A 17933-nucleotide genomic window follows, 5' to 3' on the forward strand; every position below is an offset into this window, starting at 1 on the left:
GAACTCTAAATAAAAGATATACATTGAAAAAATTAGTTTTACTATTTTCAGTATTCGTAATATATACAAGCAATGCTCAGGAACTTAATGTTCCTGTAGCAACGCAGTATTTAGCTGACAACCCATTTGTAATGTCAGCAACATTTGCAGGAATTGGAGATAATGCTAGAATACGTTTGAATGGCTTTGCCCAATGGGTAGGTATAAAAGATGCTCCAAACAATCAAGGTTTGTATGCTGATTTTAGAATTGCAGATCAATCTGGAGTTGGAATATCTTTATATAATGATAAGAATGGGAATACGAGACAAACAGGTGGAAAAATTTCGTTTGCACACCACATTATTTTGGACTATTATTCCAAACAATATTTATCTTTTGGTATTTCATACAATTTGAACAACTTTAGAATCGATACTCAAGACTTTAATGTTATTGACTTTGGTATTATAAATGATAAGTTTACTTCCAATAACAACTTTGATGTTGGATTGCTATACCGATACAGAAATTTTTACACGAGTTTCAACGCTAGTAATATTCTGAATAAAAATTTAGATAAATTTTACAAACTAGAACCAAATTTATTAAGAAACTATCAAGTATATACGGGATACGTTTTTAAAGGAGATAGAGACAGTAGATTTGAAGTAGAACCATCTGCTTATGTGCAATACTTTCAAAGTGACGGTCGTTCTAGTACGGATTTAAATGTTAAAATGCGTTATTTAGATTACCAAAGAACAGGGTATTACTGGGGAGGCGTAACGTATCGTTTCTTAAATGACCAACCTTTAAAACCGCTTACAGTTGGACCAATGGGAGGTATTAAAACGTCTAATTTTTATTTTGCTTATTCCTACCAGCTCACCTTAGACAAACAACTTTCTGGATTCAATTCCGGAACACACATGATAACTCTTGGATTGGATTTCTTACAAGGTATTAGCGATTGTCCTTGTACAAAAACCGAAGTGAACTACTAATATACAAGCCAAAAAACAACAATGAAAACCATTTTCGATATCAATTTCAAAGACAAGAAAGCCTTAATACGAGTAGATTTTAATGTTCCTCTAGACGCCAATTTTAAAGTAACTGATGCAACACGCATCGAAGCTGCAAAACCTACTATTGATAAAATAATAGAAGACGGTGGTAGTGTAATTTTGATGTCCCATTTAGGCAGACCAAAAGGAGTTGACTCTCAGTTTTCGTTACAACATATTGTATCAACAGTTTCTGAAATACTTGGATTGCCTGTTCAATTTGCCTCAAATTGCATTGGAGATGTTGCGCAAAATGCAGCCTCGAACCTTAAATCGGGTGAAATACTGTTGCTTGAAAACCTTCGTTTTTATAATGAAGAAGAAGCAGGTGATGTTGATTTTGCTTCTAAACTGGCAAAACTCGGTGATGTATATGTCAATGATGCATTTGGAACAGCGCATAGATCACACGCATCCACAACAATAATTGCTCAATTTTTTCCTCAAAACAAATGTTTTGGCGCTTTGCTAGCCAAAGAGATAGAAAGTTTAAATAAAGTTCTTAAAAACAGCCAAAAACCCGTTACAGCGGTTTTAGGAGGAAGTAAAGTATCTTCAAAAATAACTGTTATCGAAAACATTCTCGATAAAGTAGATCACATGATTATAGGTGGCGGAATGACATTTACTTTCGTAAAAGCACTTGGTGGAAGTATCGGTAATTCTATTTGTGAAGATGACAAACAAGAATTAGCATTAGAAATTCTTCGTTTAGCCAAACAAAAAAATGTTCAAATTCACATTCCAGTTGATGTTGTTGCCGCTAATGCATTCGCAAATGATGCACAAACACAAATAGTTGATGTGAAAAACATACCTGATGGTTGGCAAGGACTTGACGCAGGACCTAAATCGTTAGAAAATTTCAGAAAAGTTATTTTAGAATCAAAAACGATACTTTGGAATGGTCCATTGGGTGTTTTTGAAATGGAAAATTTTGCCAATGGAACCATTCAATTGGGTAATTTTATTGCCGAAGCTACTCAAAATGGCGCTTTTTCATTAGTAGGAGGCGGTGATAGTGTTGCTGCGGTAAAACAATTTGGCTTTGAAGACAAGATGAGCTATGTTTCCACTGGAGGTGGCGCTATGCTAGAAATGCTAGAAGGAAAAATTTTACCAGGAATTGCTGCCATTTTAGATTAGAATTACAATTTTAACAATTTTTTTTATCAAATATCGTTATAAGTTGTATATGTTTGCAACCCAAATGCAACTTATTGATTAACAAAGTTTTAAAAAACCTACAATTATGATAAATAAGAATTTAGCCTTTATACTGTTTCTGTTTTCACTACAAACACTTTTTGCTCAAGATTTAGTTTCATTAGATACTATCAAGAAATCTGAAATCAAAGTTTCCTTTTTAGACTCACTCAAAAGTACTTACGTTAATTATAAAGCACTCGATAAAACCGATGATTTGTGGGCGAAAGACCTCAATAATTTAGAGGTTTACAATGATCTTATTAAAGACATTGAAACTATAAATCCAGATACACCAGTAGATTTTGAATTGCCAACCGAAGTTTTCAAAGAAAGATTACGTTTACTTGACGAAAAATCAGCTTTTAATATCGAATATAATGTAGGATTGGAGAATATTGTAAAATCTTTTCTAAAAAATAGAAGAAGATCTTACGAACGGTTAATGGGACTTTCTCAATACTATTTTCCAATATTTGAAGAAGCAATGGCAAAACACAACATCCCTCTTGAGATCAAATATTTAGCCGTTGTAGAATCTGCATTAAAGCCCAAAGCCGTTTCGAGAATGGGAGCAACAGGATTGTGGCAGTTTATGTATCATACGGGAAAACAGTACAACTTGAACATTGATACTTATGTTGACGAACGTAGCGATGTGTTAAAAGCTAGTGATGCTGCTGCTCGCTATATGAAAGGGATGTATACTATTTTTAACGATTGGGATTTAGTTTTAGCTTCTTACAATTCAGGTGCTGGAAATGTATCTAAAGCCATTCGTCGATCTGGTGGATTGACTAATTATTGGAATATCAAAAAGAATTTGCCTCGTGAAACACAAGGATATGTACCCGCTTTTTTGGCCACAATGTATATTTTTGAGTACCATAAAGAACACGGTATTAAACCAGAAAAACCACTAATAAATCATTATCAGACTGATACCATTGCCATTAAAAAGCAAATGACTTTTAAACAAATATCTGATTTGTTAGACATTCCAGAGTCTGAAATTGAATATTTGAATCCTTCATATAAACGAAATGTAGTGCCTGGTAAAACAAATACATTTAATTTCTTACGATTACCAGTAAACAAAGTGGCTCTTTTTACATCAAACGAAAGTAAAATGTATGCCTATGCAAATTATGCGTTTAACAAACGAGAAAAAGTAATTGTAAAAGCTAAAAAAGTAATAGATACTACCAAGTTTAAAGGCAATACAAACACAATACTAGCACAAGCAAATTCAAAGGAAAATACATTTGCTAAAACACAATACTACAAGGTTAAAAAAGGCGACAATTTAAGCGATATTGCTCAAAAATACGGAGTTGCATTGTCTGATATGAAACGATGGAATAACATACGAAGCAACACGGTTCAACTAGGAAGAAAACTCAAAATCCAATCGAATCAAGAAGTAGTTGTACTTGACATATCAGAAAATGAAGCGGTTAAAAAAAGCGTTTCTAAAGAAAATAAATTAGAAATAGTCATTGAAAAACCTTTAGTTTCCAAAGAATATACCGTTCAACCTGGCGATAATTTATTCAGTATTGCTAGAGAAAATAAGATAGCAGTAGCCGATTTAAAACTTCGGAACAACATTACCGAAGAGAATAACAACGTTTACACAGGAGATAAATTAATAATAGCAGGAACCAAAATTCAAAAAGAAGTTCTTACGGAAACAAAAACTACTTATTATACCGTCAAAAAAGGCGATAATTTGTTCGAAATAGCGACTTCAAATAAAGTTGCAATGACAGATTTAAAGGAGTGGAATAACTTGAAGGATTCGGACGTTAGAGTAGGAGAGAAGCTCAAAATTATATCTACAACAAAAGAAGGCATAGCTTCCATTACAAAAAACGACAAAAAGCTAAAAACATCAAAGGAGACCTCTAAAACATATACCGTAAAAAATGGTGATTCTTTGTTTAGTATTTCTCAAAAACACAACACAACCATTGCCGAAATTAAGAAATTGAATGGCGGTAAGGTAGACAACTTACAACCAGGAATGAAAATAAAGATTTAAGTTATAATCTTGTTATAAAACAAATCTAAAATTATAAATTTGTGCGTCAAGTAATTTACTTGGCGCCTTTTTTATTGAAAATAAACCAAGACCAATGCAACTTCAATTTCAAATAAAGCCTTTTAACGAACTTTCTACACAAGAACTGTATTCTATACTCAAATTGCGAAGCGAAGTCTTTGTTGTAGAGCAAAATTGTGTGTATCTTGATCTTGATGGCAAAGACCAAAAAGCAATTCACGTTTTGGGTTATTATAATTCAGAATTAGCAGCCTATTGTCGTTTGTTTGATGCAGGTGATTATTTTGAGAACGCTTCTTTAGGACGTGTCATTGTGGCTCAAAAATACCGAGACAGAAAATGGGGCAACGACTTAATGCTTCAAGCTATTGCAGGAATCGGAAAATACTTTGGTACAATTCAAATCACGATTTCGGCGCAATTGTATTTGCAAAAATTTTATGAAAGCCACGGTTTTGTTGTTACTTCTGAACAGTATTTAGAAGATGATATTCCGCATATTGAAATGAAGAAAGTGTAAATAATGAAAAATTGATATTAAATTTGAGTAATAAATAGAATATTTTAAATTTAGGTGTGCAATTGAGATGCGTTCTTTCTAGAAATTAGAAATCCTATTCAGTAAAAAATATTTTGTATGTGTTAAATTGAATTATGAAAAAACTCCTAATATTATTATGTGCATTTTACCTATTGTGTGATAAAAAAACAATGAATTAAATCTATGTGTGGTAAAAACGGAGTATAAATCTCTAAAAGCTAATTTGATCCCATCAAATATAATCATAACTATTGATGGAAACGATAAGAATACAATAGCAAAGATTGAGGCTGGAAAACTAAATAATGTAATTTTATATTCTATAAAGAAAAAATATAGAGATTATTTTATACTATATGAACCTAAAGAAAAAAATAAGAACCCAAATTGTATAAAATTTTAACTAGTTTTTCGATGCAAACAAGAGCTTTGAGAATGATAGTATAAAACACATTTGGACACATCAAGAAATTGAAAAAAATTTAATAGGTGATATAGGTTTAGTTTTTACTAATGATACTATTAATGTTAGTATGTGTAATAGATAATAAAAAAAGCGTTTTATTTTTTCAAAATCTTATTATACTCTCCTAAATTATTAAGTAATTGTGTAGCTTTTTTGATTTCAGAATTGTTTTTGGTGTAATAGGAAAACAAACCTTCTTTGTACTGAAAACGTTTAATGATTTCATCTTTCAATAAGTCTAGAATTCTGACTTTATTTTTATCAACTTCAGCATCTTCAGCTTTTTGGACAGAAGTCATTAAGGCATCATAAGAAGCTTTTATTGAAGCATCTATTTTTTCTTTTTTAGCTTGCTCTAAGGTTTCTTTGAGAGCCAATTCGGTCTTAGTGTCAAACGAAATATTTTGAGTTTTGATGAGTTTCTTGAAGTCTGCAAAATCGGTATCAGTCAAGTTAGGGATTTTGTCCCCAAGAGCAAGATTTTTGTAATAATATTGCGTTCCAAAATTGAAAATCGCATCATTTCGAACCAACGCGTCTACAATATTGTTGGATTTTGCTTCTTCCAATTCAATATCGGGTAATACGCCTCCTCCATCAAAAACAGGACGCCCTTTTCTGGTTTTAAAAGCATTAAAGTTTTTAGCATCGGTTTTTGTAGCTTTACCATTTGCGTCTTTTTTAGAATAATCCAAAGCTTGAATACAACGACCAGAAGGCGTGTAATATCTTGAGATAGTTACCTTAAGTTGTGTTCCATAAGTCAAATCGATGGGGCGTTGGACCAACCCTTTTCCAAAACTACGACTGCCTATAACTACAGCTCTATCCAAATCTTGTAATGCTCCAGAAACAATTTCGCTTGCAGAAGCACTTTTACCATCCACTAAAATAGCCAATGGAATTTCTAAATCATAGGGTGCTTTAGATGTTTTGTACGTACTGTTGTGCTTAGCAATATGGGATTTTGTGGTTACAATAATTTCATTATTTGGTACAAAAAGATTGCAAATATTTACCGCTTCGCCTAACAATCCGCCTGGATTTCCTCGCAAATCAAGTATAATCTGTGTGGCACCTTGTTCTTTAAGACTTTCTAAAGCTTTTCTGGTTTCCTGCGTGGCTTTTGCATTAAATTTATCTAAAACAATATAACCCGTTTTATCATCCACTTTTCCAAAATAGGGAACCGCTTTTACATCCACTTCATCAAGTATGAGTTGTGTAGTTTTAAGTTCGCCATTTCGTTTGTATTTCAGCTCAATTTTAGCATTTTTACTTCCTTTGAGAAGCTGCGTGGCATCGTCTTTAAAATCAATTAAATTCACATCGCCAATTTGAATTATTTCGTCACCTGCTTTTAAACCTGCTTTGTCAGCTGGATAGTTTTTGTAGGGTTCGCGTACTATTAATTTTCCTTCTTTGCGAGTTACCATTGCTCCAATTCCAGTATATTCGCCCGTATTGTTTATTTTAAATTTAACAACATCTTGCTCGTTAAAATAGTTGGTATAAGGATCCAGTTCTATCAACATACTCTTGATGGCTTTGTCCATCAAATCGCCTGGATTGGTCTGGTCCACATAGTTCATATTGACGGTTTTGAATAGCGTGGTAAAAATTTCGATTTGTTTGGCGATTTCAAAAAAATCTTCTTTGAAACTAGCTCCTACAAACAAAAATCCGCTGGCAACCACTGGAATTATATATTTTTTCTTAAAAAACTGTAACATCTTATTGGGTTTTTTTCTTGAATTTTCTTTTGATAAAGATAAAAATTAAAATCGATATAATAAGAAATGGCCAAATACTGATAATTCCTAATATAAAACGCGACAAACCGTTGAAACCCGATTTTATTTCGTTCCAAATTTTTCCTCCAAAAGAAGAAGTTGTTCCACTCTGTGAGGCATCGTTCGTATACATTTCGATAGTCACAGTACTCATCGAAATTTGATTTTTTAAATATCGGAATTGCCCTTCTTTGGCTTCGATTTCTTCTCGAATTTCGGCAAGTTTACCTTCAATTTCTATTATTTCCGTAACTTTATTGGCTTTTTGAAGGAGTTGTAAGTAACGTTTTTCTAATGTTTTTTTTGAAAGCATTCTGGATTCTAAATCAATATATTGTTCCGTTACATCTTGTGATGAAATTTCTTTTCGATCAAAATGATTGACGCCTTTGCTAATTTCGTCTAGAAACGGAATAAAACTAGTGTTTGGAATTCTGATGGTTAAATTCCTAAATGTGGATCCATAATCTTTACCCGAAGCATCGTTTTGCAATGTTCCTTTGTGTTTTACGATTGCTTTTTGGATGTTTTGATACGAATCAGTTAAATTATCGGTTTCAAAACGCAAGTTGCTGGTTCTAATGATTTGGGTTTCGGTTGGAGCAGTTTCTTCAACAGTTGCATCTACCATTTTGTCTTTATTCTCCATTGGAGCAGCCATCGATACTGAAGCAACTTCTTCTGAAGCAACCGCCTCTTTACAACCTAAAACAATGATGAGCAAACAAATACAAGCAAATAATTTTTTCATAATTTAAAAGGATTAAAAATCATTAAGACGTTAATTTCTTATCAAAAATGTAGCCAAAAGGGAATAATTTACAATATATAATTGAATTAATAGTCTAATTTTCCAATGTGTCTCATTACTTTTACGATCTTATTTTTTCTTTTATTGACATACGATGATGAGTTTGTTGCTTTATATTTTCTAGGATTTGGAAGGATTGCAGCAATAGCTGCAGCATCATATTTAGTTAGGTTTTTTGCGCTTTTATGGAACCAATATTTTCCAGCTGCCTGTGCTCCATAAACTCCATCTCCCATTTCGATACTGTTCAAATACACTTCCATAATGCGTTCTTTGCCCCAAATGATTTCGATTAGAACGGTGTAATAGGCTTCAAATATTTTTCTAATATAACTGCGACCCTGCCATAAGAAAACGTTTTTGGCGGTTTGTTGCGAAATCGTGCTTCCTCCTTTAATTTTTTTTCCTTTGTTGTTGTTTTTAAATGCTTTTTGCATTGCTGTAAAATCGAAACCATAATGATTTAGAAATTGTCCGTCTTCACTAGCAATTACTGCTTTTTGTAAGTTGATTGAAATGGATGAAAGTGGAACCCATTCGTGACTACACACCATATCTTTCCCATTACTATGGTGTTCCAGTGCACGCATCGCCATAAGTGGCGTATACGGTACAGGTACAAATTTGAAAAGCACGACTAAAAATATAGAGATAACATTAAACCAAAGAAACAATTTCCATAGTATTCTTTTGGTTTTTCCCCAGAAAGTGCTTGGAGGTTTTTTTTTTGTAGGTTTTGGTTTTACTGGTCTCTTTGGTGCCATTATATTAAATCTGCTAATTCCTGTCCTATTAAACTTCCTATGGCTACGCCCATTCCGCCTAGTCGAACACCACAATACACATTGGTTGATAATTGTTTAACTATTGGACTTTTATGAGAACCTAATCCCATTATGCCGCTCCAACGGTGGGCAATTTTAAATTCTTGATTGGGCAAAATAACTTCTTTGAGAAGATGGTCTAAATGGTCTTGAATATGTTGTGTTTGTCCAAATTTTGAAGTGTTTTCACCTTCAAAATCTAAATTTCTACCACCACCAAATAAAATCCTATCGTCTATGTTTCTAAAATAATAATACCCTTTATCGAGATGAAAAGTCCCTTTAATGTCTAAATTTTTAATAGGTTCGGTAATTAAAACTTGAGCACGAGCGGGTTTAACTTCGTGATTGGTCAATTCGCCCGCAAAACCATTGGTAGCAAACAATACTTTTGATGAAGTAAAACTGAAATCATTCACCTTTATATCTACAGAATTACCATTGTCTTGAAAAGCCGAAACATTTTGATTGTTTAATATCGAAACACCTTTCGAATACGCTTCTTTAAGTAGTGTTTGCATCATATTTCCAGTATCAATTTGCCCTTCATATGGGTTGAAAATGCTGTATTCGTGAATGTTGTTAAATCCAAACCGATCAATGTTTTTCTCAAACATTTCTGCTTTGAAGATGGGTTTTAAAAGATCGTTTATGAAAGGTAGTTTTTGCAAACATTCATTGTATGTGGATTCATCATCTTTTAAAAACAATTCATAGCCTCCGAAAGGCTTGTAATCGATAGCTTCATCGCCTAGTTTTTTTCTTAACAATTGCAATCCGTTATATCTCTTTTGAACAAGTTGGATTACTTCTTCTTCTGAATGTGATTTTAAATCATCAATAATTTCAGACAAACTTCCAAAGCAAGCAAAACCAGCATTTTTGGTGCTTGCGCCTTCGGGTAACATCCCTTTTTCGAGAACCAGTATTTTGCTTTGAGGGAATTTTTCACGCAATCTAATGGCACAATGTAGTCCAACAATACCACTTCCTACGATGGTATAATCGACGTTAGTAAACCAGTTTTTGATTTCCCAATAACTTAAATTCATCTCTTGTAACTTATTTGTATTGTTGTTCCTTTATCAACTTCTGAATGCAACACTTTTATTCTTCCTTTATGGTATTCTTCCACTATTCGTTTGGTTAATGAAAGCCCTAATCCCCATCCTCTTTTTTTGGTAGTGAAACCAGGTTCAAAGATAGTTTTAAATTGGTTTTTTGGAATTCCTTTTCCAGAATCGGTTACTTTAATTTTGGTTACAGCACCATCGTCTTCAATAATTACTGAAACAGAACCCCTTCCTTTCATAGCATCAATGGCGTTTTTGATTAAATTTTCAATACACCAACTGTGCAATGTTGGGTTTATCATAATAGGGATTTCATTTTCTGTGGCTTTGAATGCAAAAATAACATTTTTAGAAAAACGAGATTGCAAATATTCGTACGCATTTTTAGTTTCTTCAACCAAATCTTTTAATTCTAAACTAGGCTCTGAACCTATTTTAGAAAACCGGTCTGTTATGTTTTGAAGTCTGTAAATGTCTTTTTCAATTTCTTCAACAGTCGTTGGATCCACATTATCCGCTTTCATAATTTCGACCCAACCGATAAGTGAGGATAGTGGCGTACCTATTTGATGTGCAGTTTCTTTAGCCATTCCGGCCCAAAGTTTGTTTTGCCCTGCTATTTTTGAAGTTTTATAAAAATTGTAAACTAATGCGCCAAACAAAAATATAATTAATAACAACGCAATAGGGTAGTATTTCAATTTGCCTATTAATGGCGAATCTGCATAGTTTACAAATTGAAACTGACCTCTAGTTAATTCCATTTTTACAGGAATGTTTTGATTTCTGAATTTTTTCAGTAAAGATTTTGCTTGGATTGTGTCTTGCATAATTTCTTCATCAATATTTGCAAAACTCAAAACAACGTCTTTTTCATCAGTTAAAATAAGCGGTATTGAGGTGTTGTTGGTAATAATCTGAAAAGGCAAATCGACATCGGTATCTGCTTTTGCATTGTTTATCGATTTTTGAGCTTGTGCAAACAATTCCATTTTCATTCGCTCTTCATTCTTGTAGATTTGCAAAAAAGTAAAGGTATTCCATAAAATCAACAATGTGATTAGGAAGGAAATAACGATTAAAACCCAGCGCGTGGTAGTGCTTCTATTTGAAAATTGCATACTTTTTCTTGAGGTGTAAATATATAAAAAATTGATAGTAATGAAAATCAAATATGTTACTTGAAATAAAATCCTTTTCTTACTTTTGTTAGAAATAAAAAATGATGCTCAGTATAACACCAAAAGACATTCCCATAGCACAATTACAAGGCTATTTGCAAGGCGCAGTAAGTCCAAGACCTATTGCCTTTGCTAGTACAATTGACGCTAATGGAAAACCAAATTTGTCACCATTTAGTTTTTTTAATGTGTTTAGCGCCAATCCACCCATATTAATATTTTCACCAGCCCGAAGAGTTCGTGGCAACACAACAAAGCATACTTTAGAGAACGCAAAATCGACTAAACAAGTGGTTATTAATGTTGTCAATTATGATATAGTGCAACAAATGTCGCTTTCAAGTACCGAATATCCTGAAGGCGTAAACGAATTTGTAAAATCAGGTTTAACACCAATTCCTTCTGATATTGTAAAACCTTATCGAGTGGCTGAATCACCAGTACAATTTGAATGTAAAGTCAACGAAATTATTGAGTTAGGAACCGAAGGCGGTGCTGGAAATTTAATTATTTGCGAAGTAGTAAAAATTCATATAAATGAGGCCGTTCTTGACGAAAATGGGAATATCGATCAATATAAAATAGACTTGGTGTCTAGAATGGGTGGCAATTGGTATTCCCGTTCCAATCAAGGGTTGTTTGAAGTGCCGAAACCAATTTCAACATTAGGAATTGGTGTTGATGTCATTCCAGATTTTATCAAAAAAAGCCCTGTTTTTGATGGAAACGATTTGGGTATGTTAGGGAATATTGAAGCCTTGCCTAGTGAAGAAGAAATTGTTATATTTGTAAACGAAAATTTTGCAGTAAAAGGTGTTTTAAGTTCAGATGATGAGCAAAAAGTGCATCTCAAAGCAAAAGAATATTTGAATAATCAAGACATACTTTCTGCCTGGAAAGTATTATTAGCTAAAAAATAAGTTATGGAAGTTACAGGAAAAATTAAAATGGTTGGCGAGGCCAAAAATGTAGGAAGTGGAAGTTTCTTAAAAAGAGAATTAGTAGTTACTACTGATGAGCAATATCCGCAACACATTCTAGTAGAATTTGTTCAAGACAAATGTGATTTGTTAAACAATTATCAAGTAGGTGAAGCGGTAAAAGTGGCTATCAATTTAAGAGGAAGAGAATGGGTTGATCCACAAGGAGTGACTAAATATTTCAATGCGATACAAGGTTGGAGAGTAGAACGTTTGGCGCCAAATGCACCAGCGCAATCATCACCACCAATGCCAACAGCTGATACATTTGAACCAGCTGCGAACTTTAAAGAAGAAGAACACGACGACTTACCGTTCTAAAACAACAGCCTCGCGAAAGCGAGGCTTTTTTTTGCATTAACAAATGTTGACTTTTATGCAATATCTTACCTCAAAACTCTATTTTCCGCCTGTATCACTAACGACACCTCAAGGGATTTTGGCTGCTGGTGGCGACTTGTCTCCTGAACGATTGCTTCTTGCCTATGAAAATGGAATTTTCCCTTGGTTTGAGGACAATGATCCCATATTGTGGTGGTGTCCAGAACGACGAATGGTTTTGTTTTTAGACGAGTTAAAAGTTTCTCATAGTATGCGAAATGTTATAAACAAAAAAACTTTTAGGGTTACATTCAATCAAGCTTTTAATGAAGTAATGCAAGCTTGTCAAGCTATAAAACGAGAAGGACAACACGGAACTTGGATTTCAGACGAAATGATAGATTCCTATTGTAAACTCCACGAGATGGAAAAGGCTATGTCGGTTGAGGTATGGCAAAACAACGAATTAGTAGGGGGCTTGTATGGCATCGATTTGGGACACATTTTCTGTGGTGAAAGTATGTTTTCTAAAGTAAGTAATACTTCAAAAATAGCTTTTATAGCATTAGTAAATTACTTAAAAGAAAGAAATTATAAGTTATTAGATTGCCAGATTTATAACGACCATTTAGATAGTTTGGGTTGCCGAGAAATTTCTCGAAATGACTTTTTAAGAATATTAAAAAAATAAGTTTTATTCTTGGTTTAAATAGTCAATAGGATTTAAATAAAACATTTTCTTCCATCCTTGTTTCTCGTTATCAATTTTCCAAATATATGGAATTAGTGTAACAATTGAATAATGAAGATGAGGTGATTTTCCAACGGCATTACCAGTTGCACCGACCGTTCCAATGATTTTTTTTGGATTTACCCACGAAAATTTTGAAACTTCGATTTCTTTCAGATGCGCATAATAATGCAATCGCCATTTTGGACTTAATATTAGAACTACGTTTCCGCCTACATTTATTTTTCCAGAATATAGTACAAATCCATTTGTTGCAGAATGTATTTTTGTTCCTTGTTTTGCAAAAACATCAACTCCCTTGTGTGTCACTGATTTTCCCCAAGGATAATACCAAAATGATTCTTGATTGTAACTTAATTTTGTCGCATTCTCAACAGGCATCGAGAAGTTTTCGGGAAACAAAAAACCAACGATTAGTACAGTGATAATAAGAAGTGTTATTTTTTTTCTTTTTTTCATAATAGATAAAGCTTTAAAGCCTTGTCCAACAATCTAAAACGTGATCGTTTACCATTCCTGTAGCTTGCATGTGTGCATACATAACGGTAGAACCCACAAATTTAAAACCTCGTTTTTTCAAATCTTTACTCAAAGCGTCAGAAACTGGAGTTGTTGCAGGTACTTCTGACAATGATTTCCAGCTATTTACAATAGGTTTTCCCTCCACAAAACCCCAGATGTAGTTGCTAAAACTTCCAAATTCTTTCTGAATTTCCATAAACGCAACAGCATTAGTAATAGTAGCTTTTACCTTGAGTTTGTTTCTGATAATCCCTACATTTTGAAGCAATTCGTCTTCTTTTGCAATCGAATAAAGGGCTATTTTTTTATAATCGAAATTATCAAAAGCAGTTCTGAAATTTTCTCGTTTGTTTAGAATGGTAATCCAGCTCAAACCAGCTTGAAAGGTTTCTAGAATTAAGAATTCAAAAATTGAAGCGTCGTCATAAACAGGCTTTCCCCATTCTGAATCATGGTATTCTTTGTATAAGTCCGATGATAAGCACCAAGCACAGCGGTTTTTCATAATTTTTTTTGAATTAAATTTTAGTAATGAAAAATACTAAAAAATAGTGACTTTTAATTTTTTTAATTTTTGACAGTATATTTACTATCTTTCAAATCTTGAAAACAAGAATACAAGTTGTCCTAAACCTTCTAAATGATTAAAGAAATTTTCAAATACACTATGCTCATAGGAATTATTCTTGGAATAATTTTTATAATCTATACTAGTTTTACAAAGAAAGGAAAAGATAAATCGATTATTTATCTCAACTTATTTGTGCTTTTTCTTACACTAAACAATCTTCAAATTACGTTAGTAGACAATGGGTTAGTAGTAGTTGATTTCTTTGTCAGGAAATTGTTAATCCCTTGGTATGCGCTCATAATTCCTTCCTTTTATACTTTTGTTACCTATTACTTAAAGCTCGAAAAACGAGTCACCTCCTTTGTGTCATTATCTATTGCTTTATTTTCATTAGAATTGATGTTTAGAATAGTGTTTTACATCTTTTTTTATGAAGATACTTATGTTGTAGCTAAGTATGCCCAAATTGAAGAAATTATTAATGTGATTTTTACGATATTCCTGTTTTCTAAAGTAATTGTGATATTTTTAAGACAATCTAAACTCTATGCATTTGTTTTGACTTTTGACAATATGAAATGGTTGAAACAATTTTTGTTTTTAGGGGTTATCATACTGTTTTTATGGGTTATGGCAATCCTGTTTAATTTAGAAAACGTTATAAATCCAGAAATTTCTATATATTATCCTTTGCGTTTTTCGTCGTCTATAGTGCTATATTGGATTGCATATCAAGGGTTTTTTCATTATAATTTATTATCCGAACGAATAAAACTTCGCGAAGTTATATCAAACGAAATAGACGCATCGCCACCTAAGAGTCAAAAAATAGATCAAGATAATGATTTTATTTTCATTCAAAATCATATTCTAAAAGACAAAAAATATTTAGATTCAACATATACTATCGAAAATCTAGCATTAGAAACAAACATATCGTCTCGTAATGTGTCCCAAATTCTGCAAAAAAACACCAATTATAACTTTACGGACTACATAAATCAATTACGCGTTGAAAAAGCAAAAAAATGTTTAAGGAGCTCAAATTATTCCCATTACACTATTGTTTCCATAGGATTAGAATGTGGTTTTCATTCTAAATCCACTTTTTACAGGGCTTTTACAAAATTTACAAACAAAACTCCAACACAATACAAGCAAGAAAAGGGATTGTAAAAAGTGTCCCATTTTCTACAAATATGTCCCATTTTCTGGGTTTTACAGAAAATGGGACACTTTTTTTTAGGGCATATCCATCTTTGAAATGTAGAAATATAAATCTTAAAGTATGAAAAAAAGCTTTAATAATTTGATCTGTAATAATGCTACAAATAAGAAACTGGAGCATAAGAAAGTTAATAACACAAAGAGTACACTCATAAAAAAGAAAAAAAAATATCTTCTTCAAGATTCTTTAGATAAGATAAATCAAAATATTACCGCGTTATCAGTTTCTATTTGTGGTGATTTTACGTTTCAGAATCTTAGTTTACATTCTAAAAAAATCTATTTTAATGATTTCGAATTTTAAACAAGTTCTGTTTAAAAAAAACCTTTCACTTTCGTCTTAATTTATAAATTAAAAAACTATGAAAAATACACTTATCTACTTGCTATTATTTATTTCTTTACTGCAAAGCTGTTTTAGTTATAGGAGTATTGAAATTAAAAACACACCATTAGTCGAAGGAAAAAAATATAAAATACAAGAGAAAAATACATTTATTAAAGCTAAATTAGTAGACGTTAATGATACTATTGCAACTTTTAAGAAAGAAAAAATAAAAAAAGAAATTCGTGTTTCTGAAATAGCAATTATAAAAGTTAAGCAGTTTTCGTATTTTAGAACTATTAGTTTAGTTGCTGGAATCAGTATCATTGCACTACTTATGGATTTTTTAGACTCAAGCTTGGGTGGTGATTATTACAAGGATACTGGTAACTCAAATCCTATTTAAATAGAATCATTCAAAGTCGAAAAGCTCTTTTAGGTCTATTGCTAAAGCAGTTGAAATTAGTTTTAAGTTGGATAGTGAAGTGTTAACCACACCACGTTCAATTCTTGAAATTACAGACACATCAAAATCGCAATCAATGGCTAATTGCGCTTGGGTAATGTTTCTAGATTCTCTAATAGTTTTTAGATTTTTCCCAAAAACAATTAAGAAAGATGTATCTACTTTTTTTCGCACATACAAAAATGATTCTATATGCAAAAAATATTATAGGAGTTATAATCCCATAAAATAAATTATTTATCTTTGAAAATTAAATACTACAATTATGAAAAACACAATCTTACTATTATTAATCGTACTAACCTCTTGTAGCAAAAACAATGATGCGTCACCGATACAAGACCAACTTCCACCAATTACAACCACAGGTGCAAATACTGCTGGTTGTTACATAAATGGTAAGTTGTTAGTTCCTAAAAACGGAATTCAATCCATTGGAGGTTCACCTACTTATGGTCTAATTAAAATTCAAGGAAATAATTTTTGGCCCGACAAAAACGATTATTGGCAACTAGAAATTGCTAATAAAAAAGACATTAACGGTTCAGGAATTATATTGTGGATTAAAAATATGCAAAATGGCAATGGAGATTATATTGTAGGTCAGTCAAATGGGGAATTATATGCAGATGGTCCAAATAATAATCAGATAATTGCAGGCGTAACCATAAATGGGGTCAACAAAACTTATTTTTCGTCGCCTAATTCAGGAATCATAAAAATTTTACGTTCAGATTTATCTGTTGGAACATCTATCTATTCGGGTACATTCAATTGTTCATTATATAACAAAGACAATCCTTCTGAAGTTATCGAAATTACTGAAGGAAGGTTTGATTTTAATTCGCTAACTCTAAACAAATAAATTATGTAGGACTTCAAAAAATAGAGAAAGCCACTACTGGATGTAATGACTTCTCATAGCAAAAACTATCTCTCACAATAATTTTAACTAATACAAAAGTAATGAAAAATAATATTCTTAAAAAAAACAATTTAACAACAAAAAATTTGCAAAAGTCTTTTTTTTTTTTTGTTAAATTTGAAATAATTACACTTTTAAAATAAACGATTATGAAAATACTTATTTACATTTTATCTTTTATTACACTAACAGCTTGTAATAAAAATGACAACACAACACCACAAGTTATACAAGACCAACTACCACCAATTACAACAACTGGTGTAAACACAGCTGGTTGTATGATAAATGGCAAAGTGATTGTTCCAAAAAATGGCATTAACGGTACAAGTGGGTTTCCAGTTTATGGATTAAAATATGTTGTTGGGCCAAATTTTGGTTTACCAAATTTTAATGACACGTTTTCATTAACAATTACAAACTTAAAGGATAAAGGTGTAAATTATTGGATTTATATTCATATTAATGATATGACAATTCAAGATGGTATTTATAATGTGCTCCAAAGCAACGGTGAATTTCTAAATAGCCCTAATAATCCACATATTATAGTTCGTGAAACTTTTGATGGTGTAAGTGGTAAAACATTCATATCAGGTCCAAATAGTGGTATTATTAATATTACAAGATTTGATTATAATAATAAAATTATATCAGGTTTATTTAATTGTACATTATACAATAAAGATAACTCTTCAGAAACAATACAAGTTACTGAAGGTAGATTTGATATTAATTTATTAACCTTAAACCAATAAATTATGTAAATATTTAAAAAATAGAAAAGCCATTACTGGATGTAATGACTTCTCGTAGCAAAAACTATCTCTCACAAT

The 17933-nt window shown here is 32.1% G+C and carries 19 protein-coding genes; 11 read left to right on the top strand and 8 right to left on the bottom strand.

The features are described from left to right. Positions 1–23: 23 nt before the first annotated feature. The 4 genes from RMO70_RS05015 (at position 24) to RMO70_RS05030 (ending at position 4840) form a co-directional block, all read left to right on the top strand. Positions 24–986, top strand: a complete 963-nt coding sequence (locus RMO70_RS05015; protein WP_310555320.1) for a type IX secretion system membrane protein PorP/SprF — start codon at positions 24–26, stop codon at positions 984–986. Between the two features lie 21 nt (positions 987–1007). After that, on the top strand, positions 1008–2195 hold the full coding sequence (locus RMO70_RS05020; RefSeq protein ID WP_310555321.1) for a phosphoglycerate kinase: 1188 nt from the start codon (positions 1008–1010) through the stop codon (positions 2193–2195). 106 nt (positions 2196–2301) lie between these two features. Further along, on the top strand, positions 2302–4299 hold the full coding sequence (locus tag RMO70_RS05025) for a LysM peptidoglycan-binding domain-containing protein (RefSeq protein ID WP_310555322.1): 1998 nt from the start codon (positions 2302–2304) through the stop codon (positions 4297–4299). A gap of 94 nt (positions 4300–4393) precedes the next feature. Beyond that, complete coding sequence (locus tag RMO70_RS05030; RefSeq protein ID WP_310555323.1) at positions 4394–4840, top strand: GNAT family N-acetyltransferase; 447 nt, start codon at positions 4394–4396, stop codon at positions 4838–4840. Positions 4841–5422: 582 nt separating this feature from the next. On the opposite strand, the gene RMO70_RS05035 is transcribed toward RMO70_RS05030, so the two are convergent. The 5 genes from RMO70_RS05035 to RMO70_RS05055 form a co-directional block, all read right to left on the bottom strand. Then, positions 5423–7060 carry a S41 family peptidase gene (locus RMO70_RS05035; RefSeq protein WP_310555324.1) on the bottom strand — a complete coding sequence of 546 codons (1638 nt, stop codon included), beginning with the start codon at positions 7058–7060 and terminating at the stop codon, positions 5423–5425. Position 7061: 1 nt separating this feature from the next. Beyond that, a complete protein-coding gene (locus RMO70_RS05040) occupies positions 7062–7871 on the bottom strand; it encodes a DUF4349 domain-containing protein (protein ID WP_310555325.1) in 810 nt (269 codons plus the stop codon). Positions 7872–7957: 86 nt separating this feature from the next. Beyond that, a complete protein-coding gene (gene mtgA, locus RMO70_RS05045; RefSeq protein ID WP_310555326.1) occupies positions 7958–8695 on the bottom strand; it encodes a monofunctional biosynthetic peptidoglycan transglycosylase in 738 nt (245 codons plus the stop codon). Beyond that, positions 8695–9807 (bottom strand): FAD-dependent oxidoreductase, encoded by a 1113-nt coding sequence (locus tag RMO70_RS05050; protein ID WP_310555327.1) that lies wholly within the window; start codon positions 9805–9807, stop codon positions 8695–8697. Before RMO70_RS05050 ends, mtgA begins: the two co-directional genes overlap by 1 nt. After that, entirely contained in the window at positions 9804–10949 is a 1146-nt protein-coding gene (locus RMO70_RS05055; RefSeq protein WP_310555328.1) for a HAMP domain-containing sensor histidine kinase, read from the bottom strand. Before RMO70_RS05055 ends, RMO70_RS05050 begins: the two co-directional genes overlap by 4 nt. A gap of 104 nt (positions 10950–11053) precedes the next feature. Between RMO70_RS05055 and RMO70_RS05060 the strand changes: the two genes are divergently transcribed. From RMO70_RS05060 to aat, 3 genes are read left to right on the top strand one after another with little or no spacing between them, the layout of a single operon-like run. After that, positions 11054–11929: a flavin reductase family protein gene (locus tag RMO70_RS05060; protein WP_310555370.1), complete on the top strand. Its 876-nt coding sequence runs from the start codon at positions 11054–11056 to the stop codon at positions 11927–11929. A gap of 3 nt (positions 11930–11932) precedes the next feature. Continuing rightward, positions 11933–12310, top strand: a complete 378-nt coding sequence (locus RMO70_RS05065) for a DUF3127 domain-containing protein (RefSeq protein ID WP_310555329.1) — start codon at positions 11933–11935, stop codon at positions 12308–12310. A gap of 55 nt (positions 12311–12365) precedes the next feature. Continuing rightward, complete coding sequence (aat, locus tag RMO70_RS05070) at positions 12366–13001, top strand: leucyl/phenylalanyl-tRNA--protein transferase (protein ID WP_310555330.1); 636 nt, start codon at positions 12366–12368, stop codon at positions 12999–13001. Between the two features lie 3 nt (positions 13002–13004). Here aat and RMO70_RS05075 read toward each other — a convergent pair whose 3' ends face one another. Together RMO70_RS05075 and RMO70_RS05080 are read right to left on the bottom strand one after the other, a co-directional pair. Further along, positions 13005–13520, bottom strand: a complete 516-nt coding sequence (locus RMO70_RS05075) for a M23 family metallopeptidase (RefSeq protein ID WP_310555331.1) — start codon at positions 13518–13520, stop codon at positions 13005–13007. Between the two features lie 13 nt (positions 13521–13533). Next, positions 13534–14088: a DNA-3-methyladenine glycosylase I gene (locus tag RMO70_RS05080; protein WP_310555332.1), complete on the bottom strand. Its 555-nt coding sequence runs from the start codon at positions 14086–14088 to the stop codon at positions 13534–13536. Positions 14089–14223: 135 nt separating this feature from the next. Here RMO70_RS05080 and RMO70_RS05085 point away from each other — a divergent pair, with 135 nt between their 5' ends. Both RMO70_RS05085 and RMO70_RS05090 read left to right on the top strand, forming a co-directional pair. After that, positions 14224–15330: a helix-turn-helix transcriptional regulator gene (locus tag RMO70_RS05085; RefSeq protein WP_310555333.1), complete on the top strand. Its 1107-nt coding sequence runs from the start codon at positions 14224–14226 to the stop codon at positions 15328–15330. A gap of 413 nt (positions 15331–15743) precedes the next feature. Beyond that, complete coding sequence (locus RMO70_RS05090) at positions 15744–16112, top strand: hypothetical protein (protein ID WP_310555334.1); 369 nt, start codon at positions 15744–15746, stop codon at positions 16110–16112. A gap of 6 nt (positions 16113–16118) precedes the next feature. Here RMO70_RS05090 and RMO70_RS05095 read toward each other — a convergent pair whose 3' ends face one another. Beyond that, on the bottom strand, positions 16119–16346 hold the full coding sequence (locus RMO70_RS05095; RefSeq protein ID WP_310555335.1) for a helix-turn-helix transcriptional regulator: 228 nt from the start codon (positions 16344–16346) through the stop codon (positions 16119–16121). Positions 16347–16437: 91 nt separating this feature from the next. Here RMO70_RS05095 and RMO70_RS05100 point away from each other — a divergent pair, with 91 nt between their 5' ends. Then, on the top strand, positions 16438–17037 hold the full coding sequence (locus tag RMO70_RS05100; RefSeq protein WP_310555336.1) for a hypothetical protein: 600 nt from the start codon (positions 16438–16440) through the stop codon (positions 17035–17037). Positions 17038–17246: 209 nt separating this feature from the next. Further along, positions 17247–17855 carry a DUF5025 domain-containing protein gene (locus tag RMO70_RS05105; RefSeq protein ID WP_310555337.1) on the top strand — a complete coding sequence of 203 codons (609 nt, stop codon included), beginning with the start codon at positions 17247–17249 and terminating at the stop codon, positions 17853–17855. Positions 17856–17933: the final 78 nt, after the last annotated feature.

Origin of the sequence: Flavobacterium sp. (assembly GCF_031422135.1) — a bacterium.
Taxonomy (GTDB): domain Bacteria; phylum Bacteroidota; class Bacteroidia; order Flavobacteriales; family Flavobacteriaceae; genus Flavobacterium.

Excerpts from the sequence above, each read along its gene's own strand:
- RMO70_RS05065 (WP_310555329.1), top strand. The coding sequence starts at position 11,933 with ATGGAAGTTACAGGAAAAATTAAAATGGTTGGCGAGGCCAAAAATGTA.
- mtgA (WP_310555326.1), bottom strand. The coding sequence starts at position 8,695 with ATGGCACCAAAGAGACCAGTAAAACCAAAACCTACAAAAAAAAAACCT.
- RMO70_RS05030 (WP_310555323.1), top strand. The coding sequence starts at position 4,394 with ATGCAACTTCAATTTCAAATAAAGCCTTTTAACGAACTTTCTACACAA.
- aat (WP_310555330.1), top strand. The coding sequence starts at position 12,366 with ATGCAATATCTTACCTCAAAACTCTATTTTCCGCCTGTATCACTAACG.
- RMO70_RS05075 (WP_310555331.1), bottom strand. The coding sequence starts at position 13,520 with ATGAAAAAAAGAAAAAAAATAACACTTCTTATTATCACTGTACTAATC.
- RMO70_RS05020 (WP_310555321.1), top strand. The coding sequence starts at position 1,008 with ATGAAAACCATTTTCGATATCAATTTCAAAGACAAGAAAGCCTTAATA.
- RMO70_RS05040 (WP_310555325.1), bottom strand. The coding sequence starts at position 7,871 with ATGAAAAAATTATTTGCTTGTATTTGTTTGCTCATCATTGTTTTAGGT.
- RMO70_RS05100 (WP_310555336.1), top strand. The coding sequence starts at position 16,438 with ATGAAAAACACAATCTTACTATTATTAATCGTACTAACCTCTTGTAGC.
- RMO70_RS05055 (WP_310555328.1), bottom strand. The coding sequence starts at position 10,949 with ATGCAATTTTCAAATAGAAGCACTACCACGCGCTGGGTTTTAATCGTT.
- RMO70_RS05025 (WP_310555322.1), top strand. The coding sequence starts at position 2,302 with ATGATAAATAAGAATTTAGCCTTTATACTGTTTCTGTTTTCACTACAA.
- RMO70_RS05080 (WP_310555332.1), bottom strand. The coding sequence starts at position 14,088 with ATGAAAAACCGCTGTGCTTGGTGCTTATCATCGGACTTATACAAAGAA.
- RMO70_RS05105 (WP_310555337.1), top strand. The coding sequence starts at position 17,247 with ATGAAAATACTTATTTACATTTTATCTTTTATTACACTAACAGCTTGT.
- RMO70_RS05050 (WP_310555327.1), bottom strand. The coding sequence starts at position 9,807 with ATGAATTTAAGTTATTGGGAAATCAAAAACTGGTTTACTAACGTCGAT.
- RMO70_RS05085 (WP_310555333.1), top strand. The coding sequence starts at position 14,224 with ATGATTAAAGAAATTTTCAAATACACTATGCTCATAGGAATTATTCTT.
- RMO70_RS05090 (WP_310555334.1), top strand. The coding sequence starts at position 15,744 with ATGAAAAATACACTTATCTACTTGCTATTATTTATTTCTTTACTGCAA.
- RMO70_RS05035 (WP_310555324.1), bottom strand. The coding sequence starts at position 7,060 with ATGTTACAGTTTTTTAAGAAAAAATATATAATTCCAGTGGTTGCCAGC.
- RMO70_RS05060 (WP_310555370.1), top strand. The coding sequence starts at position 11,054 with ATGCTCAGTATAACACCAAAAGACATTCCCATAGCACAATTACAAGGC.